This is a genomic window from Sphaerisporangium perillae, assembly GCF_023276435.1.
Classification (GTDB): Bacteria; Actinomycetota; Actinomycetes; order Streptosporangiales; family Streptosporangiaceae; genus Sphaerisporangium; species Sphaerisporangium perillae.
Genome location: NZ_JALLPO010000029.1, coordinates 88,581 through 109,004 on the forward strand (window position 1 = coordinate 88,581; position 20,424 = coordinate 109,004).

The 20,424-nt window shown below is 70.3% G+C and carries 16 protein-coding genes and 1 other RNA gene; 5 read left to right on the top strand and 12 right to left on the bottom strand.

Features of this window, described 5'->3' with window-relative positions:
* Window positions 1–7: 7 nt before the first annotated feature.
* The 3 genes from MYF83_RS27090 to MYF83_RS27100 form a co-directional block, all read right to left on the bottom strand.
* The gene (locus MYF83_RS27090; protein ID WP_248963535.1) at window positions 8–1,372 is read right to left on the bottom strand and encodes a glycosyltransferase family 4 protein; all 1,365 of its coding nucleotides are present in this window, start codon (window positions 1,370–1,372) and stop codon (window positions 8–10) included.
* Window positions 1,373–1,822: 450 nt separating this feature from the next.
* Window positions 1,823–3,487, bottom strand: a complete 1,665-nt coding sequence (locus MYF83_RS27095; RefSeq protein WP_248963536.1) for an MmpA family trehalose lipid delivery protein — start codon at window positions 3,485–3,487, stop codon at window positions 1,823–1,825.
* A 75-nt stretch (window positions 3,488–3,562) separates the two neighbouring features.
* Window positions 3,563–4,660: an epoxide hydrolase family protein gene (locus MYF83_RS27100; RefSeq protein ID WP_248963537.1), complete on the bottom strand. Its 1,098-nt coding sequence runs from the start codon at window positions 4,658–4,660 to the stop codon at window positions 3,563–3,565.
* A gap of 68 nt (window positions 4,661–4,728) precedes the next feature.
* On the opposite strand from MYF83_RS27100, the gene MYF83_RS27105 reads away from it, so the two are divergent.
* On the top strand, window positions 4,729–7,347 hold the full coding sequence (locus MYF83_RS27105; protein WP_248963538.1) for an AAA family ATPase: 2,619 nt from the start codon (window positions 4,729–4,731) through the stop codon (window positions 7,345–7,347).
* Window positions 7,348–7,438: 91 nt separating this feature from the next.
* Here the strand turns inward: MYF83_RS27105 and MYF83_RS27110 are convergent, their stop codons facing one another.
* From MYF83_RS27110 to MYF83_RS27120, 3 genes are all read right to left on the bottom strand, one after another.
* Window positions 7,439–9,637 (bottom strand): acyl-CoA dehydrogenase family protein, encoded by a 2,199-nt coding sequence (locus tag MYF83_RS27110; protein WP_248963539.1) that lies wholly within the window; start codon window positions 9,635–9,637, stop codon window positions 7,439–7,441.
* Window positions 9,638–9,853: 216 nt separating this feature from the next.
* A complete protein-coding gene (locus MYF83_RS27115) occupies window positions 9,854–10,690 on the bottom strand; it encodes a TIGR03619 family F420-dependent LLM class oxidoreductase (RefSeq protein ID WP_248963540.1) in 837 nt (278 codons plus the stop codon).
* Window positions 10,691–10,769: 79 nt separating this feature from the next.
* On the bottom strand, window positions 10,770–11,846 hold the full coding sequence (locus tag MYF83_RS27120; protein WP_248963541.1) for a hypothetical protein: 1,077 nt from the start codon (window positions 11,844–11,846) through the stop codon (window positions 10,770–10,772).
* Between the two features lie 303 nt (window positions 11,847–12,149).
* Here MYF83_RS27120 and MYF83_RS27125 point away from each other — a divergent pair, with 303 nt between their 5' ends.
* Both MYF83_RS27125 and MYF83_RS27130 read left to right on the top strand, forming a co-directional pair.
* Window positions 12,150–13,253, top strand: coding sequence for a S1C family serine protease (locus MYF83_RS27125; protein WP_248963542.1), 1,104 nt, complete (start codon window positions 12,150–12,152; stop codon window positions 13,251–13,253).
* 84 nt (window positions 13,254–13,337) lie between these two features.
* The gene (locus tag MYF83_RS27130; RefSeq protein ID WP_248963543.1) at window positions 13,338–13,793 is read left to right on the top strand and encodes a hypothetical protein; all 456 of its coding nucleotides are present in this window, start codon (window positions 13,338–13,340) and stop codon (window positions 13,791–13,793) included.
* A 116-nt stretch (window positions 13,794–13,909) separates the two neighbouring features.
* Here the strand turns inward: MYF83_RS27130 and MYF83_RS27135 are convergent, their stop codons facing one another.
* The gene (locus tag MYF83_RS27135; protein WP_248963544.1) at window positions 13,910–14,245 is read right to left on the bottom strand and encodes a hypothetical protein; all 336 of its coding nucleotides are present in this window, start codon (window positions 14,243–14,245) and stop codon (window positions 13,910–13,912) included.
* A gap of 231 nt (window positions 14,246–14,476) precedes the next feature.
* Between MYF83_RS27135 and MYF83_RS27140 the strand changes: the two genes are divergently transcribed.
* Together MYF83_RS27140 and MYF83_RS27145 are read left to right on the top strand one after the other, a co-directional pair.
* A complete protein-coding gene (locus tag MYF83_RS27140; RefSeq protein ID WP_248963545.1) occupies window positions 14,477–15,193 on the top strand; it encodes a hypothetical protein in 717 nt (238 codons plus the stop codon).
* Between the two features lie 65 nt (window positions 15,194–15,258).
* Window positions 15,259–15,483: an alpha/beta hydrolase gene (locus MYF83_RS27145; protein WP_248963546.1), complete on the top strand. Its 225-nt coding sequence runs from the start codon at window positions 15,259–15,261 to the stop codon at window positions 15,481–15,483.
* Between the two features lie 73 nt (window positions 15,484–15,556).
* Here the strand turns inward: MYF83_RS27145 and MYF83_RS27150 are convergent, their stop codons facing one another.
* From MYF83_RS27150 to ftsX, 5 genes are all read right to left on the bottom strand, one after another.
* Complete coding sequence (locus MYF83_RS27150) at window positions 15,557–16,102, bottom strand: DUF1707 SHOCT-like domain-containing protein (RefSeq protein WP_248963547.1); 546 nt, start codon at window positions 16,100–16,102, stop codon at window positions 15,557–15,559.
* Window positions 16,103–16,293: 191 nt separating this feature from the next.
* Window positions 16,294–16,671: a transfer-messenger RNA gene (gene ssrA / locus MYF83_RS27155) on the bottom strand.
* A gap of 401 nt (window positions 16,672–17,072) precedes the next feature.
* A complete protein-coding gene (locus MYF83_RS27160) occupies window positions 17,073–18,968 on the bottom strand; it encodes a penicillin-binding transpeptidase domain-containing protein (RefSeq protein WP_248963548.1) in 1,896 nt (631 codons plus the stop codon).
* A 31-nt stretch (window positions 18,969–18,999) separates the two neighbouring features.
* A complete protein-coding gene (smpB, locus tag MYF83_RS27165) occupies window positions 19,000–19,467 on the bottom strand; it encodes an SsrA-binding protein SmpB (RefSeq protein ID WP_248963549.1) in 468 nt (155 codons plus the stop codon).
* Window positions 19,468–19,490: 23 nt separating this feature from the next.
* Window positions 19,491–20,399, bottom strand: coding sequence for a permease-like cell division protein FtsX (gene ftsX, locus MYF83_RS27170; protein WP_248963550.1), 909 nt, complete (start codon window positions 20,397–20,399; stop codon window positions 19,491–19,493).
* Window positions 20,400–20,424: the final 25 nt, after the last annotated feature.

Sequence of the window (20,424 nt, forward strand, 5' to 3'; positions counted from 1 at the left end):
AAGGGGGTCAGGGGATATGGCTCTCACCTGCGGCGAGACGGAGACCAAGTGGACGAGTGTGCCCCTTTTGCTCCAGTTCGGCCGCGATGAGTCCGGTCATCCTAGCGCCCGTCCTTCCCCACGAGAACTCCGCCGCCCACCCCCGGCACGCCCGCTGGACCTCGGCCCGGCGCATCGGGTCCGCGAGTTCCTTCAGCGCCCGGTCCACCACGTCGGCCAGCGACTCGCCGTCCCGGACCAGCCAGCCCGTGACGCCGTCCCGCACCGAGTCGCGCAGCCCCGCGACGTCATAGGCGACGGTCGGCACGCCGAGCGCCGCGGCCTCGATCACCGTCAGCCCCCAGCCTTCGAACTCCGACGCCGTCACGTTCAGCCGGGCGGCGCCGAGCACGGCGTTCTTCTCCGGCTCGGGCAGGAAGCCGTGCAGTCGCACCTTGGCCGTCACGCCGAGGTCGCGGGCTCTGCGCGCCAGCGGCTCGTACTCCGGGCCGCGCCCCACCACATGGACGTGCAGCTCCGGCCAGGTCTCCCCCAGCTCGGCCACCAGTTCCATCACGCGCTCCACGCGCTTGTGGCCGACCAGCCGGCCGAGGTAGGCGACGACCGGATCACCCGCGACCGGCTCGCCGCCGACCAGCGTCGCGACGGGACGCACGGCCGGGCTGCCGTTCGGGATGACCTCGATGGGCGCATGCCAGCCGAGCCTCTCGCGCAGCTCGGCCCGCGAGGACTCCGACACCGTCACGGTCGTGCGGCGGCGGTAGAGCCTGCGGGCCACCGGCCCCTCGATGAAGCAGCCGATCCGGGCCAGCCAGCGCGGGAAGAAGGCGTAGAACTGGCGGTCGTGCACATGGTGGACCAGGCAGATGACCGTGGTACGCCGGGCCACCACCAGGGGCGCGAAGAACGGGATGCCGTTCATGCAGTCGATGACCACGTCGAACCGGCGCCGGCGCAGCAGCATCCACAGCGGGACCAGCAGGTAGACCAGGTAGCGGTTGCCCATGCGCCGGAGCTGGATGTCCTCGCGCCGCTCACTGGCGGCCTGGCCCCGCTCGCGGCTGGTCAGGAAGTGCACCTCGGCGCCCTGGCCGAGCAGATGGCGGCCCACCTGCCAGGCGTACTCCTCCGCCCCGCCCGCCACGGACTGCGTGGGCTCCCGGAAGTTCAGCACCGCCACCCGTACGCCCTTGAGCGGCTGATCGGGAACGTCCGCGCCCTGGGCGGCCAGGCGCGGCACGCCGGGCGCCGCCACGGGGCCGTCCGTTGCGGTGACCTGCGCGGTGGGACCGTGGGTGTCGCCGGGCTCGGCCGCGCTACGGGGGTGGCGGTCGGGATCCTGCGGCGCCCGGCCCACCTGCTGTGCGACCACGGACACTCCTTCTGTTGTGTCGAGCCCCCCTGGCTATGCGCTGTCCCCCGCGTTCCGGTGCGCGGTCTCGGAGCATGGGCATGGTTTTCAGGCATGGCGAAGCCACGCCTCGTGCTCATCGGCTGGAGCAACAGGCCGGGCTCACCGATCGCGGCGTGAGCCCCACCCGTGAAAGATCATCGGTTGCCGTAGTTGTACAGCGGCTTGTTGGGCGGTTGAGGGCTGGGGGCGACAACGTTGACGACGCTGATGGACGCGCCGATCGCCAGAACCACCCCAACGACGAGAGCAGCGAGTACTCGCACCATTGGGCTTTCTCCCTCCAAAATGCGGACGCCTAGGGACCCACCGAGAGTAGAACGTGATACAGGTAACAAGCCAGGACATTGGTCAAAACGTAATAAATGGACTTACCGTCCAGTATGCACAGCCTGATGGCCCCGGCCTAGGTCACAAGCGCAGCAGGGTCATCTCCCGACCCACGAAGGCGGGCACGGCCCCAGGTAGCCGGGATCGGAACGTGTTCTCGTTCTGTCTCACGATGAGCACGTACCGTATGCCCGCCGCCCGCAGCACCGCCGTCAGCGGGCCGGTGCGCGTACCCAGCACCGCCCCGATCCGCCGGCCCAGCCGGTCCTCGCCGGCCACCTGGAGGATCCGCCCGCGTCCCAGGCCCACGGCGAGCGCGTCGTTCCAGACCACCCGCCGCGCGAACGCCTTGGTCGCCGGGTCCAGGATCACCCGGCCGCCGTTCCACGCGAACGCCCGGTGCGCCCCCCACGGCAGCGACAGCAACGCCCCCGGACGCGGGTCCCCGTTCACGATGGCCTGCACCCGCCGCCACTCCTCCGGATACCCCACCGCCACCAAGCGCCCCGCCGCCCCGAACGCGAACAAGGGCATCACCAACACCGGCAACAACGCGGCCACCACCGCCGTCATCACCACCCCGCCCCGCACACCGCCACGGCCCTCTTCCGGCCGGCAGACGCGGCCCGTGAACAGGCCGAAGCCGATCGCCTGGACCAGGGCCAGAGGGGCGATGTACAGCTGGCCGTCGCGCAGGGGGCCGAAGCCGGGCCACCAGGCGATCAGGGACTTCAGCATGCCGGGGGCGTACGCGCCGGTCAGCGCGATGACGAGACCCGCGCAGGCCGCGAGGAGCAGTCCGGCCCGATACGGCGCCTCACCGCTGACCGGTACCTGAGCGGGCGCCTCGCCGCTGACCGGTACCTGGGGTGGCGTGTCGTCGCCGGCGGGTGCCTGGGGCGGCGTCTGGCCGCCGGTGAGGGGGCGGGGAAGCAGGACGAAGGCGGCTACGGCGATCACCGCGATGATCAGGCGGGCTGTGGCGAGCCACCAGGCGGACTGGCCGGGCACGTCGGCCTCGGCGTTCCAGATGCCGCCGAGGGACAGCAGGCTGCCCACCGTGCCGAATGGCCCGTCGGCGCGCGGGGCGAACGCCTCGACCCCGGCAGGATCGGTCACGGCCTCGCTCAGCAGCGCCGGGATCGCCCACGGCAGGCTGAGCACAGCGATCACCGCCACCGCCTCCAGCGTGCCCCGGAGCCGCCGGCCCGGCCGGGTGGCCGCCACAGGGAGCACGGCGAGCGCGGACACGAGCATGGCCTGGAAGCCCCCGATGGCCGCGGGCAGGAGCGCCAAGGCGAGCCGCCAGGGACCGCCGCCGCGGGCCGCCGCCCTGACCGCCCACGGCAGCCCCGCGAATCCGAGCAGCAACGCCCACTGGCCGAGCAGCAGCCGCTGGGCGAGGTAGGCGTTCCACACGTAGAACACCGCCGCCGCCACCCGGGGAGCCGGCCGGTCCCCTGGTATCAGTCCCGCCGCTCCGCTCCCGGCCAGCACGAAGATCCCGACCAGGATCAGCTTCTGCACGACCTGCGCCGGCGCGATGTGCGAGAGCAGCGCGACCACGAGATCACTCGGCACCGCACGGGGGAAACCACTGACCTGCCACATCACCGGAGGGTCCGGCACGAACACCATGTCGTATCGCAGCACGAATCCGGGCTTGAGCGCGGGCCCGAGGGCCACGAGCCCGAGAATCAGTCCGGCGAGCACGGGGACCGCCCCCACGAACCGGCGACCGCGCATGACCTCGCACTACCCCCGGTCCGCAAGCACCTCGACCCCGCAAAACTACCCGAATCAGGACCTTAGTAATAAGGCTCAGAGGCCGGCGAAGAACTCCCGCACGTCCTGAATCAGCATGTCGGGCTGCTCCAACGCGACATAGGCACCGCCCTTGTCGAACTCCGTCCATCGGGCCACCGTCGTGTCGCGCTCGGCGAAGCGGCGGATCGTGACGTCGCCGGGTGTGACCACGAACGCCGTGGGGACGTTCACTCGCTTCTTCGGTCCCCAGCCTTCGGGGTCGTGGGCCACGTCGTAGTAGCTCTGCGCGATCGAGCCCGACGTGCCGGTGAACCATTGGACGCTCACATCGGTCAGGATGCGGTCGCGGGAGAAGGCGTCCTCGGGCAGGTCCGAAGATGGGTCGCTCCACTCTTTGAACTTCTCCACCACCCAGGCGAGCTGGCCGGCGGGTGAGTCGTGCAGACCGTGGGCGATGGTCTGAGGCCTGGTCGACATGATGACGTTGAACCCGAAACCGTCCTGCATGAACCGCTGGATGCTCGCCAGCCGCGCCTGCTCGGTCTCGGTCAGCCCCTCCATGTCGTCGCCCGGGATGGCGACGTAGGCGTTGACGTGCAGCCCGATCAGCCGCTCGGGCACCTGGCGGCCGAGCTCGAGGGAGAGGTTCGCACCGCCACCGCCGCCGTGCGCGCCGTAACGGTCGTAGCCGAGGCGCTCCATCAGCTCGGCGAACGCCGCCGCCGTCCGTTCGACGGTCCAGCCGGTGCTGGTGAGCGGGCTGGAGAAGCCGAAGCCCGGCATGGCGGGCACGACGAGGTGGAAGTCACGCGACAACGGGCCGATGACGTCGAGCAGGCCCATCGTCGCGCCGGGGTTGTCGTGCAGGAGCAGCAGCGCCTTGGCGTCCTGGCGCTCGGAACGGATGTGCTTGTAGTGGACGCTTTGGCCCTGGATCTCGGCGGTGAACTGCGGCCATTGGTTCAGTTCGGCCTCGGCCTCGCGCCAGTCGAAGTCGTGGACCCAGTAGTCGGCCAGGCTCCGCAGGTAGCCGACGGGCACGCCGCGGCTCCAGCCGGCGCCCGGGATCTCCGGCGTCCAGCGGGTGCGGAGCAGCCGGTCGCGCAGGTCGTCGAGAGCGCTCTGGGGAATGTCGATCCGGAAAGGTGTCATGGAGAAGACAGTACGAGTCGCTACATGTGGGACGAATGAGTCAACGCATAGGTAATACGATGCGCCACATGCTTTACGGACGCGCGGACGAGCAGGCCGCAGTTGAGCGGCTCGTCACCCGAGCGAGAACGGGCACCAGCGGCGTCCTGGTCGTGCGAGGCGAGCCCGGCATCGGCAAGAGCGCACTTCTGGAGCAGGCCATCGGAGCCGCCGAGGGCATGCGGGTGCTCCGAGGCACCGGCATCGAGTCCGAGGCCGAGCTCCCCTTCGCCGGATTGCACCTGCTGCTGCGCCCAGCGCTCGGCCTACTCGATCGGCTGCCCAGCCCTCAGCAAGCCGCACTACGCGGAGCCTTCGGCCTCGGGCTCGCCTACGGCGAGCGGCTCCTCGTCGGGCTGAGCGTGCTGTCGTTGTTGTCGGAGTACGCGGGCACGGACGGCCTGCTCTGCGTCATCGACGACGCCCAATGGTTGGACCACGCCTCGGCCGAGGCTCTGATGATCGCGGCCAGGCGGCTGGACGGCGAAGGGGTCGCCCTCCTCCTCGCGGCCAGGACGCCGGGCCTGCCCGCACCCGGGCTGCCGCAGTTGCAACTGGAGCCGCTCGATGAGCGGGCGTCGGCCTCCCTGCTGGCGGAGGCCGACGCCGACGTGCCGCTCGGCCTCTCGCGGCGTGTGCTCGCGGAAGCGGCGGGCAATCCGCTCGCGCTCATCGAACTGCCCAAGGCCCTGGACCGGGCCGAGCCTGGGGAGCTGCCTCTGACCAGGAGGCTGCAGGACGCGTTCGAACGGCGCCTCGCTCCTCTGCCGCCACAGAGCCGGACCCTGCTGCTGCTGGCCGCCGCCGGTACCGGCGAGCTGACACCACTGCTGGCCGCCGCCCGCGAACTCGGCGTCTCCCTCCAAGCCGTCGAACCGGCCGAGGACTGCGGGTTGATCGAGGTGAAGGACGGGCGGCTGGCCTTCCGCCACCCCCTCATGCGGGCCGCCGCCTACCACAGCGCTCCGCCGAGCGCTCGCCTGACCGCGCATCTCGCGCTGGCCGCGGCGTTCTCCGAGCCCAAGGACGCCGATCGGCGGGCCTGGCACCTCGCCGCCGCCGCGACCGGTGAGGACGAGGCACTGGCGGAGGAACTGGAGCGCACCGCCGTACGGGCTGCGGGACGCAACGGGTACGCGGCCGCCGCGGCCGCCTACCGGCGCGCGGCCGAGCTGAGCGCCGTCCGGGGGGAGCGTACCCGGCGGCTGACGCTCGCGGCCGAGTCGATGGAGTACGGCGGGCTCTTCGACCAGGCCCGTGCCATCGCCGAGCAGGCCGGCGGACCGGACGTCGAGCCCGAGCTGACCTCCAGGCTCATTCGCGTACGGGCCTGCTCCGACTACGGGCAGGGGTTGCTGCCCAGCGCCCACGCCCAGCTGTCACTGGGCGCCGCCCACATCACCGAGGATGACCCGCGAGAGGCCGCCTGGCTGCTACTGGACGCCTGCTCGCTCATCTGGCTCGACGGCGACAGGGACATGGCGGCGCGCACCGCCGCGCAGCTCATCGACCTGCGCCTGCCGCCGGGCGACCCGGTCCTGCCGGTGTACCGGCTGAGCCTGTGGTTCGTCTCGCTGGCCCTGCGCAGGCCGGTCGAGGGGCTGCCACCGCTCCCCGAGGTGGTGCCGGCCGCCCGCGAGCTGGGCGGCATCGACCGGCGTGGCCTGCTGCTGACGGCCGCGCTCGGCCTGGCCGAGCCCGACGGACGCGCGCATGACCTGGCCACCGCCGTGCTCGCCCGGATCCGCGAGGAGAACATGGTAGGGCTGCTGCCCCAGGCGCTGGTCCACCTCGCCTCGATCCAGCTCGCGGTCGGCTGGTACGCCGACGCGCGGGCGCACGCGAATGAGGCAGCTCGCATCGCCGCCGACACCGCTCAGCCTCAGTGGGTCAAGCAGGCGAACCTGTTGCTCGCCCACCTGGCCGCCATCGAGGGCGACACCGACGGCTGCGAGGGTTTCCCGGAAGCTCGGGCCCTGCTCAACCTGGGTCTCGGCGGTACGGAGGCGGCGCTGCTGGAGCTGGAGAACCTCGTGTACGGCCGGGCGCGCAACCAGATCTTCGCCATGCGCAGCGTGCCCGACCTCGTCGAGGCGGCGGTGCGCTGCGGCAGGCGCCCACGGGCCACCGAGCCGTTCGCCCGCTTCGCCGAGTGGGCGGACCTGCTCGACCAGCGATGGGCGCACGCTTTGGTGTCCCGCTGCCGGGCCCTGCTGGAGCCGGCCGAGGAGCATTTCACGGCCGCGATCGAGCTGCACGGCCACGACCGCCCCTTCGAGCGAGCACGCACCGAACTGCTCTACGGCGAATGGCTGCGCAGGGCCAGACGGAGAACAGACGCGCGGCCGCACCTCGCGCTGGCCGTGGAGATCTTCGACCGGCTCGGCTCCGCACCATGGTCGGCGCGGGCTCGCGCCGAGCTCGACGCGGCAGGATGGGCGACGTCACGGACCGAGGGGTTCGACCCGCTCGCCGTTCTCACGCCGCAGGAGCGCCAGATCACCCAGCTCGCGGCCCAAGGGCTGTCCAACCGTGACATCGCAGCCCGGCTGTTCCTGAGCCCGCGTACGGTCGGCCAGCACTTGTACAAGGCGTTCCCCAAGCTGGGCGTCACATCCCGGACAGAGCTCAGCGCCCTGTCAATGTGACACGACCCCGCCGCCTGACGGACACGCCCGAGGAACCCGATGAGCGGTTCCTCGGGCGTTAGCGCGGTCACTTGCTCGATTACCTGCCCGGTTACTTGCCCGGTTCGGGATCGCGGGGCAGGCCCAGCATGCGCTCGGCGATGATGTTGAGCTGGACCTCGGTCGTGCCGCCGTAGATCGTCATCGCCCGGGTGGCGAGCACGGCGCGGTTCCAGTAGCCGGCGTCGCCGAGCTTCATGTCGGCGGCCACCGTGGCGGACGTGCCGAGCAGGTTCACGGCGCACTCGGACACGTGCTGGGCGTGCGAGGTGGACAGCAGCTTGCGCACCGAGGCGTCGGCGCCCGGCTCGGCCCCGGCGAGCTGCTTCATCGTCACCCGCAGGCTGAGCGCGTTGATCGAGTGGCCCTCGCAGACCACGTGCGCCAGCTCCTGCCGCTCGGCGGCGGTGAGCTCGCGGCCCAGGCGCGACACCAGGCCGAGCAGGTCGGCCACCGAGGACCCGGTACCACCGGAACCCGACGACAGGGACACGCGCTCGTTGGACAGGGTGTTGCGCGCGACCCGCCAGCCCTCGTTGATCTCACCCACGACCAGGTCGTCCGGGACGAAGACGTCGTCCAGGAACACCTCGTTGAACAGGTTCTCGCCGGTCATCTCGGTGAGCGGCCTGACGGTCACCCCGGAGGCCTTCATGTCGACGAGGAAGTAGCTGATGCCGTCGTGCTTGGGCTTCCCGGTGTCCGTACGGGCGATACAGATGCCCCACTCCGCGACGTGCGCGACGGAGGTCCAGATCTTCTGCCCGTTGAGCCTCCAGCCGCCCTCGACCTTCTCGGCCTTCATCTGCAGTGACGCCAGGTCCGAACCCGCACCGGGCTCGCTGAAGAGCTGACACCAGATCATCTCGCCCGACAGCGTGGGCGGCAGGAACCGTTCCTGCTGCTCGGCCGTGCCGTACGCCGCGATGGACGGCACCACCCAGGCACCGATGATCATCTGCGGCAGCCGTACCTTCGCGGCCTTCAGCTCCTGGAAGATGAGCACCTGCTCCAGCGGCGAGGCGCCACGCCCCCACGGCTTGGGCAGGTGGGGCATCACGAAGCCCTTGGCGGCCAGGGCGCGCTTCTGCTCCTTGCCCTCCAGGGCGGCCATCTCGGCGATCTCCTCCCGGATGGACGAGCGCAGCGCCTCGGCGTCCTCGGGAAGGTCGATCTCCATCTCGCGGCCGACGCCGGACAGGGCGTACCCGGCCACCGCCTCGGCCCACTCGGACGACGGGCCGAGCAGCGCGCGGAGGGTCAGCGCGCGGCGGTAGTACAGGTGGGCGTCGTGCTCGAAGGTGTAGCCGATGCCGCCGAAGGTCTGGATGGCGTCCTTGGCGCACTGCACGGCGGCGTCCGGCGCCATGACCCCGGCGATCGCGGCGGCGTAGCGCAGCTCGTCGCCGGCGGCGCGGGTGGCGTCCCACACGGTGGCGCGGGCCTGCTCCAGCGCGACCAGCATCCGGGCGGCCTTGTGCTTGATGCCCTGGAACTGGCCGATCGGCCGGCCGAACTGCACGCGCACCTTGGCGTACTCGGACGCGGCGCGCACGCACCAGGCGGCGACACCGGCCGCTTCGGCTCCGAGCAGGATCGCGCCCAGGTCGCGGACGTGGGCGCCCTTCAGCCCGTCGAGGACCCGCTCGCCCGGCACCGCGAGCCGGTCGACCTCGACCTTGGCGACCGCCCTTGTGAGGTCAAGGCTCCTGACGGGGGTGACGGTCACGGCATCCCTGGACAGGGCGACCCACTCCTCGCCCTGCTCGGTGCTCACCGGGAGCACGAGCACGTCGGCGAGGGCCGCCCCGAGAACGGGCTCGGCCGTGCCGCTGATGGTCAGCACACCATCGTCGTCGCGCGTGCCGGTCAGCGCGCCACCGAGGGCCACGGCGCCGGTCAGCGTGCCGTCGGCGAGCCCCGGAAGCAGCTCGGCACGCGCCTTGCCGTCGGAGGCGAGGATGGCCGCCGAGGCGAACACGGTCGGCACGTACGGGCCGGGCGCGACGCGCTCGCCCAGCGCCTCGACGGCCACCGCGGTCTCCAGCAGCCCGAAGCCGCTCCCCCCGTACTCCTCGGGCAGGTGCAGGCCGAGGAGGCCCTGGTCGGCGAGGCCGGTCCAGAACGCGGGCCGTTCCTCGGCCTGCGCGCCTACGGCGGCGCGTACGACTTCGGCGGGAATGTTGCGCTCCGCCCAGCCGCTCACGGACTCGCGGAGCGCCTCGTGCTCCTCGCTCAACCCGATCGCCATAACACCCTCCGTGCCGCTCGGCTTCCAGACGTGACAGAATCATATTCTAGAAGATGCTTCCAAGGCGACCCGAAGCCGAAGCTCCACGGCGAACGCTACTTCCGGACCCCGAACCCGGAAAGAGCCCGGCCGTCGCCGACCGGGCGACCGGCGACCACGAACCAGGGACCCAGATCAAGGGAAGGCGACCTCAGACCGAGCAGGGTGCGGTCATCCTCACTCACCGCGCATATCGGCAAGCGCCTTCTCGAAGGCGTCCATCTCCCGCTCGATCCGCGCGATCCCGGCCGACGGCAGCCACGCCATGACCCGGGACACCCCGGCCTTCTCACACTCCTCGATCACCTTCGGGTCCGCCGGCACCGAGAGCAGGTCCACCCGCACCCGCTTCCCGGCATCCTCGGCCCGGCGGAACAGTTCAGGCAGGCGCCCCAGGACGCCAGGGCCGTAGTTCGGCAGCCAGGCGTCGCCGTAGGACATGACCCGGTCGAACACCTTGGGACCGGTGCCCCCCACCAGGATCGGCGGGTACGGCCTCTGTGCCGGCTTCGGCCACGACCAGATCGGATCGAACGACACGAACCGCCCGTGGTACTCGGCCTCGCGCTGGGTCCAGATCTGCCGCATCGCCTCGATGTACTCCTCCATCACGGCGAACCGCTCGGCCGGGTCGACCCCGTGATTGCGGATCTCAGGGTCGTTCCAGCCCGCGCCCACCCCCAGTTCGAAGCGCCCGCCCGTGAGGCGGTCGATGCTCGCCACGACCTTGGCGAGGGTGATCGGATGATGCTGGACCACCAGGCAGATGCCCGTGCCGACGCGCAGCTTGGTGGTGGCCATGCCCGCGACCATGCACGTCGTCAGCGTGTCGTAGGTGTGCCAGTACTTGCGAGGCAGCGTGCCACCGCCGGGCCCCAGCGGCTGGGGGCCTGCCGGAATATGGGTGTGCTCGGAGAAGAGCACGGCCGCGTGCCCGCGCTCCTCGATCATGCGGGCCACGGTGTCGGGAGCGGCGGCGTCGTGCGTCGCGAAATAGCCGAATCCAGATTCCATCTCATCAACGTAACCCGGCCCGACGACCCGGCTCAGAAGACACACGGACGGCCCTGAACAGGGACGACACCAGACGGCGCTAGATGGCGCGTGCCGTCCAGAAGAGCATGTTCAGATCGTGGTAGAGCGCCTGACGGGTGTCGGGGACGGTCGCGAACAGCATCGCGGGCTTCTTCTTGGCCGTCGAGACGACGATGACGTATGCCTGCGAGGAGTGCCGCTTGCCGCCCTGCACGTAGGTGACCTTGTAGCCGAGCACCCATCCGAGGTTGTAGCGGGGCTGCTGCGAGACCGTCCAGGTGAACTTCGAACCGGCCGGCTGATAGCGCAGCGACCACTTCGCCGCCTTGGCGGCCAGCTTCCGGAAGCCGTCATAGGTCGTCGGCTGCTTGGCGACGGCCACCGGCACCGGCCCGGACGCGATCAGCGCCTGCGACTGCCTGGCGGAGCCGGCCTTCTGCGCGGCCGAGAAGGGCGCCTTGATCGTCTTGGCCCACGGGGTCCCGTACTGGGGGTAGCTGATGCCGGCGGTCCGGTCGAGCACGTACGACGCGATCGGGGTGCCCGTGCCGGTGAACAAGGTCATGGCCTTGGCCGAGGGAACCGGCGGGACCGCGATCGGGGTTGGCGTGGGCTTCGGCCGCACGCCCGGCGGGGCCGCCCCGCCCGCCCGCGCGGGATCCACGCGCACCGGGTCGCCGGGCTTGTCCCCGGAGAACAGTATGAAGATCAGGACCACGATGATCATCGTGGCGATCGCCGCGCCGATGCCGTAGACGGCTCTTATCGGGATGTCACCGACGCGAAGGATCGCCGCGGACAGCCAGCCGGGCTTCCGGTCCCTGCGGGAGGCATCGGGCCCCGGACGGACGGAGAACTCGGAGGGTCCCACGGGAGGCGGAGCGCCCAAGGCGCCCGGACGTCCGCCGGGAGGAGACTGCGTCGCGCCACCTCCGGCGCCTCCGGCACGCGAGGCCGTGGCCGCGGGCCCGGCGACGGGCCGGTCAGGACGGAGGAACGGTCCAGCGGGCCTGCGCACGTTGGCCGTGACCTCGTCATCGACGCTCTGCGCGGTGCCGGTGTCGGACGCGGCCTCCGCCGCGGCCTTGGCGGCCTGGGCCATCGCGAGCGCCTGCTCGGGACTCACCCGCGGCATCGGCGTCGTGGGCGCCTCATACGAGGGAACGTACGTCGGAGGCCGCCCCGATCCAGGGCGGCTGGGGGAGTTTCCAGCGCCGTCCGCCATGTCGGCAGACTACGTCACAAATCGTGATCCATGCTGGCCGGTACTCCCGCTTCCACGGGCCCTAACCATATCTCCGCAGGTAGGCGGCGTGTGGGCATCATCGGAGAATTTCGGGGGCCGCACAGGCAGCGGCATGGGCCCGACCATTCCCAAGATCAGGTCAGTGCGGAGTATCGGCGAGTATCTTCCGCGTGGTCGGGAATGACCTGGTCCATGGCGACGACACCAGGTGACCGGCGGGCCGGACGTGCCAGGCGGCATGCCGTCACCGCCGGGGTGGCGGGGGTCCTGGTGGTGCTCAGTGGCTGCGGCCTCGCCGGCACGCCCGCCTCCACGAGCACGGCCACCAAGCAGACGACCGGCACCGCCGCGCCGACCACCAATGTGATCACGGAGGAGCAGGCGTACGAGCGGGTCATCGCCCAGGTCCTGCCGTCCATCGTGCAGATCAATACGCGGGCCGGCCTGGGCTCGGGCGTCGTGTACGACACCGACGGCCATATCGTGACAAATGCCCATGTGGTGGGAAGGGCGAAGACCTTCCAGGTGATACTCGCCACCGGCGGCAAGCCGCGCAAGGCCCACCTCGTCTCGTCCTACCCCCTCGGCGACCTCGCCGTCATCCGCGTCGCCGACCATTCCGGCCTCACCCCCGCGACCTTCGGCGACTCCAGCAAGCTCAAGGTCGGCCAGATCGTCCTGGCCATGGGCAACCCGCTGGGCCTGTCGGGAAGCGTGACGAACGGCATCATCTCCGCGCTCGGCCGCACCGTCACCGAACCGCAAGGCGAGGGCTCCCCCGGTGCCACGATCACCAACGCCATCCAGACCTCCGCCTCGATCAACCCCGGCAACAGCGGCGGAGCGCTCACCAACCTCGCCGGCGAGGTGATCGGCGTCCCCACGCTGGCCGCCATCAATCCCGAGCTCGGCGGTGGCGCGGCCCCCGGCATCGGGTTCGCCATCCCGAGCAGCACCGCCAAGGACGTGGCCGAACAGATCATCAAGCACGGCAAGGTCACCAACACCCGGCGCGCCGCGCTCGGCGTCCGCGTCAACACCGTCGTCGGGCCGGACGGCCAGCCGGTCGGCGTCGGCGTCGCCCAGGTCGATCCGGGCAGCGGTGCCGAGAAGTCGGGGATCAAGCCCGGCGACATCATCATCAGTGTCAACGGCAAGCCCACTCCCACGGCCGCGGTGCTCTCGGAGGTACTCGCCGGCCTCAAGCCGGGCACGCAGGCCAAGGTCGAGCTCCTCCACCCGAGCGGGAAGACCGAGACCGTCACCGTCACCCTCGGAACCCTCTCGGGCAGCTGACCGCAGCGACGACGCCAAGACGGCCCGAGAAGAGCGAGCGGTCACTGACAGGAGGTGTCAGTGACCAGGCTCTAGCATCCAGGCATGAACCACGACTTCGACTTCCTCTTCGGCACCTGGGACGTCGCAAACCGGGCACTCAAGAAGCGGCTGGCCGACTGCACGGAATGGGACGAGTTCCCCGGCGTCGCGGCGATCAGGGGCATCTTCGGCGGCGCCGGCAACGTCGACGAGATCGAATTCCCCACCCGGGGCTTCTCCGGGCTGACCCTGCGGCTCTACGACCCTGAGAGCGAGGAGTGGTCGCTGTACTGGTCGAGCAGCCGCTCCTCGGCCATCGAACCTCCGGTGATCGGGCGGTTCGACGACGGCGTCGGGACCTTCTATGGAGACGACACCCACGAAGGCACTCCCGTCCGGGTGCGCTTCCTGTGGTCGGGCATCACCGCCACCACCGCCCACTGGGAACAGGCCTTCTCCACCGACGGGCAAACGTGGGAGACCAACTGGCTGATGGACCTCACCCGCAGAAGCCCCTGACCCACACCGCCATCCCAGGCCCGGAGAACCCTGAACACGGCCTCGATATCCCGCAGCTGAGACAACCCGCACCCATCGGCACGCCGGGCCCCGAGAACCCGGCATACGCGGATCTCTCAGGACTTGGAGCGCCACTTCCCGGCGAGGAAGGCGACCGCCGCCACAGCGAGGACCAGCCAGAGCACCGCCGCGAACTCCAGGTCGGACCGTCCGATCAGGGCGAACAGCCCGCCCATGCCGAGGCCGCTCACCACCGCCGCCGCGGCGGGCGAGACCGTGAACCGAGTGGGCTCCGGCCTGTGCGTGGCGAGCTTGGCGTCGATCCGCTCGTCGATCGAGCTCCCGATGCGGTCGACGAGCGCGTCGGCGAGCGCGTCCTCGTACTCCGTACCGAGTTCCCGCCGGGCCGCGAGCATGGCGGCGACATCGTCCCGCTGGATGGATTGGGCCATGGGCGGATTGTGACGATATTCCGTCCGGTTCCCTAGGACCCCGGCGAAGATCCTGGCAACGCGGCGTGTCGCCACACCGCGACCAACCGCCCCACCGGTCCACCACCAGATGGGTGCGGCGATGCCGGCGCCCCGTACGTCGAGCGACCCGGTGAACCCTCGTGGACACCACATCGATCAATACGGCTAGAGTCCTACGGTCACAGGCGAGACGATGAGGAACAGCAGCCGATGACCACCACCACGACCGCCTCCGCCCGGCAGATGATCGAGCGGGCGGCGATGGGCCACTATCGCACCGTCTACACCACCTCGGTGCTGGACGCGGCCGCGCAGATGCTTGCCGACCTGCATGCGACCGGGGAGCGTCACGGCATCGCCCCGGCCGACTGGGCCGGCGCCCACGGCACCGACCAGCGTCTCGCGGAGGCCGCTCTGCTCGCCCAGGCGACCGCGTACCGGCACGCCTCCCTGGCGGACCTGGACGACCCGCACGGCCTGCTCGCCGAGGCCGCCGAACGCGCCGGGCTCGCCACGGCGGATCCAGGGGCGGGCGACGACGCACCCCTCCAGTTCATGGCCGAGAGCGCGGCGTCTGTCCCTCCCCTGACCGGGGACACAGCCCTCCACCCGAATGGTCTCCACACCGGCGGCCATGGGACGACCGGCACCGCAGGCGAAGCACCGGTGCGCGCTTCCATCCACCTGGTCCGGCTTCCGCAGACGCCGCCCTGGGGCTGGGACGGCATGGCGCCCCTGGTCGTGAGCCTCGAACGCTTCGACAGTCTCACCAGCCCCGCGTGGAAGTGGCAGCTTTCCCCCGACGTCGGAGAGCCGAGCACGCAGATGGTGCAGGTCGTCGCGCCACCCCCATCGGCGGCCTCAGCCGACGAGGTCTTCACGGTGGCTCGCCAAGCCCTCACCGGAGCCCTCCGCCTCTACCTCTGACCGGCATCGAATGCGGCCGAGAAGATGCGGTACAGCCCTCTGGCTCTCTCGGCGACCGTGTCCTGTTGCTCACCTACGAGGGCTGGGGGCACGGCATCTACGGCCGTGGTGACTGCACGACGGGGGCCATGGGCGGCTACCTGCTCACGCAGGCGCTCCCCGCGCGCGGCACCCGCTGCCCGGCCGTGCCGCCGAACGACGAGGCACGTGCGAAGGCCCAGCGCACGCCGCTGCCGCTCCCGCCCGGACCGCGCCCGAACATCCCCGGCTGGACCGGCTCCATGTTCTGACCCCTCTGACCGCGGCAGGATTCTGACCGGCCAGGCCGCCACGAAGATCAAGAGCCGTCGGCGGGAACGCCGCTCACCACCGCCAGCGCCCGAAGCGGCGCTGATGCCGGACGAGGAGCCGGCCGGCTCGCTGCTTGCCGCGGACCACGAAATGCAGCCCTTGCTCGGGGAACGGAGAGGTGGGCACATTTCGCACGCTGGAGCTGCCCGCGACCAGCTCTACATCGTCGATGTTCACGGACGCGCCGCGCGGCAGCACGAGCGTGGTGGAGCCCGCGTACACGTCCAGCTCGATCTCCACGACCCGATGGGCGATGAGGGCGTCGGTGAAGTCCAGCTTCACCGACCCGGCCTTGGCCACCACGACCAGCAGCCGGGCCACCACCCATCGGCCACCTCGCTTCAGGGTGGCCGCCGTGGTGCGCAACTCGACGCGCTCGGGCGCGGGCGCCGTCACCAGGCTCCCTGGCAGGTCGGCGACGAACGCCTCGACCTCGCCGAACGTACGCGCGGCGAGCACTCCGCTCAGCCGCTGCTCGAACTCCTCCAGCGTCAGACGCCCCTCGCCGAGTGCCGACTGCAGGCTCTGGGCGACCCGCTCGCGATCAGCATCGGACATCCGCTTCTCGGGAGACTGCGGTACCAACTCTCCGCTCACGCCCGCAACTCTAGACGAAAGGGCTCGCATTCCTATGATCTCATTTGGCGCGAACAAGCCTTATCGCATCGGGGTCTCGGAGGAGCCTTCCCTTGAAACGCCGAAGAGGCCCTTGGGCGCGAGCGACGCTCGCGCCCAAGGGCCTCTTCAAGGGGTGGAGGGGGCGGGAATCGAACCCGCGTCCGTCACCACCGCGACAGGGCTTCTCCGGGTGCAGCCTGCTTCGTTTTTCTCAGCCCCGGTGATCTCGCAGGCGAGTCACCGACGGGCTCAGTCACTGTTTGGTTTCCCTATCGGCCCCGTGACCGGGTCGATCGGTTTAGCCTCCTAGCGATGCCAGATCCGGGCCGGAGGCGGTCCCGGGCTGACAAGGGCTTGGTCCTCGCTCAGGCGGCGAGGGCCATGTGGCCCTGAGTGCGCGTGTTATTGGCACTTATTGTTTTGCGGTCACAGGATTAACGAGGTTATGTCCGCAGTCCTCGACCCGCTTCTCCTGGCACGACATGTCGAAGTCGAAACCGGTCACCCCCTGTGGAGTTGTCAACACGACCTCGCGAGAGACCGAGCATCATGAAGATACTCATACAACACCCACGGTGCCAACTTGATTCCCCCGGCTGCCCTTCCAGGCGTCCGTACGCGCCGGAACCGGGGGACGTGATACATCCGAAACCCCCGGGGACGTGGCACGAGGCGCACGTCCCCGGGGGCCGACCGGCAGGGTCGAGCCGGTCCGGACGGCAGGGCTTCCCCCGAGATGAAGCCCTGGTCTCATCACGGCGACTGAGCCCGCAACCCCCAAGCGGTGCCCAGTCATCGAGAAAGACGCAGGATGAGGCCGCGATGGTTGCTCGGCCGGAGAAGTATTTTCCGGCCGGCCATTCGCGCCTTTTCCCCTTTCCCCACCAGGTCCGGGCGGCCCCTGCCGGGTTCAGGCGGCCGTGCGGGCGCTGCGGAAGAACTGGCCGGCGATCTGCGCGGAGGCCGCGGGGTTGGGGGTCTCGGTCAGCACGGCGACGGCCAGGTCACCCTGCCAGCCGATGAACCAGGAGAGGTTCCTCTGGTGCTTCTTCTCGGTGTAGCTCACGGCGGCGGAGATGCCGTAGACCTTCTCGCCCGGTGCCGCGGCGGCCGAGGCCGTACCTGATGTGACGCCCGCCCGCATGAGCGCGCGCAGCTTCGGCAGGGTCTCCGGGTCGAGCGCGACCGGCCGGGGCGGCTCGGCGGGCGTGACGTCGGAGGAGGTGTCCGGCGAGGCGGGCGAGGTGACGAGCGTGGGCGGGCGCCAGGTGCCGGAACTGAGGGCGCCGGCGACCAGGGCCATCGACAGCGGGCTGACCCGGACACTCTGGCCGGCGATGATCTTGGCCTTGGCCGCGTCGCCGCCGCCCGCGGGCACGCTGCCGCTGAACGACCGCAGCGGCAGCTGCCAGTCTCCCCCGATGCCGAACCGGCTCGCCGCCTGGGCCAGCGCCCCGGCGCCGATGCGGCGGGACAGGGACGCGAGCGCGGTGGCGCATCCTTGGGCGAAGTCGGCGGTGACCGTCGGGGCCTGGCCGGTAGGCGTCTGCGTCTGCGCCTGCGCGTGCTGGAACCTGGCACCGCCGACCGTCCGGTCGGCGGGGCAGGGCAGCTTCTGCTTGGGGTCCAGCCCGGCGGCGAGCAGGCCGTCGGCCGCGACGATGGAGAAGGCGGTGCCCGGCGGGAAGCGGCCGGCGAGCGCGTCGCGTTCCTGGTTCATGTTCTGGGAGGCGACGGCCCGGATCTCGCCACTTGGCCCGTCGATCGCCACCAGGACGGCGGGGGTGCCGCCACCGACGGCGAAGTCGGCGGACTGCTGCACGCCCTTGTCGATGGTGGTGCGCACCGATGTCGTGTTGGTCCTGCCCGGCCACTGCGCCAGCTCGGCCACCTGCTCGCCGGTCTTGAGGTCGTAGGTGATGACCGCGGTGCCGGTCGAGCCCGTGAGCTGGTCCTGGTAGGCCTTCTGCAGCCCTCCCTGGCCGACGGTGTCGCCGGCGCGCTGCGGGCCGCCGAGCTGCTGCATCGTCTCGGCGGTGATCGCGCCGACCTTGCCGACGATGTCGACGGGCTGGGCCGGCCCCAGCGGCTGCGACGCCTTCTCGATCGTCAGGTCGGGGCCGATCTCCTCCAGCCGGTCGAGCAGCTGGGCGTACTTCTTGGCGCCGAAGGTCACCAGCGGCACGAACTCCTGCGGCGGCGCCGAGCGGATGCGGCTGAGCAGCCGGTCCTGGGCGAAACCGGTGAGCTGGTACAGCCGCTCGCAGACGCCCACGGGGTCCTTCACCCTCGCGGGGTAGACGCCCGCCAGGTAGAGCGTCGACTCCCGCTGGAGGGGGTCGCCGTTGCGGTCCTCGATGGGCTGGCGCTCCTCGGGCGTCACCTTGACCGCGAACCTCTGCCCCTGGTGCAGCTCCGGGTGGATGACGCTCGGCGACCAGCGCACCTTCCACCGGCCGTCGACGAGGTGCAGCGGAAGGTCGTTGTCGTACTGCCAGATCGGGCTGTTGTCCCCGAGGTCGACCTGGACGTGGAACTGGGCGTCGGCGTTGTCGCCGCTGGTGCTCAGGCCCTTGAGCGAGAAGCGGATGGACGCGGCGTCGAGCTGCAGCTCGGCGTCCTCCAGGGCCTTGCGCACGACCTTGGGGTCGCCGTCGGTGCGGTCGGCCGCGGCCGCGTAGTCGCCCGACTGCCAGCCGACCAGGAACTCGCTGACGGCGTCGTGCGGCGAGGGCTCGGCGAAGCAGGCCACCAGCATCGGCACGACCACGGCCAGCGACAGCCCCGCGGAGAGCCCTCTTCTCAAACGTACGGCTAGCGCCACGACTGACCGGCCCTCATTTGTTGCGGTGACGAAGTGCGCGGGCCATCTCCCGGTTCGCCTGCTTCTCCGCGAGGTCGTGCCGCTTGTCCCAGGTCTTCTTGCCGCGGGCCACACCGATCTCGACCTTGGCGTTGCCGTCCTTGAAGTACAGCGAGAGCGGGACCAGCGTCAGGCCCGACTCCTTGGTCTTGGCGACGATCTTCCCGATCTCCTTGCGGTGAAGCAGGAGCTTGCGGGGACGCCGCGCGGCGTGGTTGGTCCACGTGCCCATGTGGTACTCGGGGATGTGGACGTTCATCAGCCACACCTCGTCGTCCTTCACCTGGGCATACCCGTCCGAGAGGCTCGCCCGGCCGGCACGGAGGGATTTCACCTCCGTGCCCATCAGGACGAGCCCGGCCTCATAGGTGTCCTCTATGTGGTAGTCGTGCCGGGCACGCTTGTTCTGGGCGATGAGCTTACGCCCGGTCTCACGTGGCATAGCAGCGAGCCTACCGGGGCGCGTCACACCCTCAGGTATCGCCGGAGGGTGACGAAGGACGCGAGGATACAGATCAGCACGCCGACCACCGTCGTGAGGGTGATCACTTGCGCGACATCGCTCCAGCTGAGCTGCGTCGACAGCACGAAGAACTTCTGCATGCTGTCGAAGATCACGATCTTGGCGAACATCAGCAGGACCGCCGAGATCACGCCGCCCACCAGGCCGGCGATGGTGCCCTCCATGACGAACGGCAGCTGGATGTACAGGTTGGAGGCACCGACCAGGCGCATGATGCCGGTCTCCCGCCTCCGGTTGTACGCCGATAGTCGCACCGTGTTGCCGATCAGCAGGATCGCCGCGAACACCTGGATCAACGCCACGATCAGCGCCGCGCCGCGGAGCTTGTTCATCAGCCCGAAGAACTTGTCGAGGAGCTGCTGGTCGTTCACCACGTTCGCCACGCCCGGCGCGCCGCTCAGGGCGTCGAAGACGGCCTTGTAGTCGTTCGGATCCTTCAGCTTGACCCGGAACGACTCCGGCATGTCGTCGACCTTGACGGCGCTCAGGAAGACGCTGTTGCTGCTGTAGGCCGCCTTGAAGTTCTCGTAGGCCTTCTGCTGGTCCTCGAAGCTGACCCGGTCGACCTGCTGCAGCGACTCGATCTGCTTCTGCAGCGCGACCTTCTCCTGGCTGCTGACCGCGCCCCGGCCCTTGCAGGCCTCGAAGGGGCTGTTCTTCATGCACAGGAACGCCGACAGCTGGACCTTGTCGGACCAGTAGCTGCTCATGCTGCCGACCTGTGCGTTGATCATGAGCCCAATGCCGAGCAGGGCCATGCCAATGGCCACCGTCACGACGACCGCGATGGTCATCGTGAGGTTGCGGCGAAGGCCGATCCAGACCTCAGAGAAGATGAAGTTTGCCCGCATGCTTTGGGTGTCCCCTGTCGCTCTC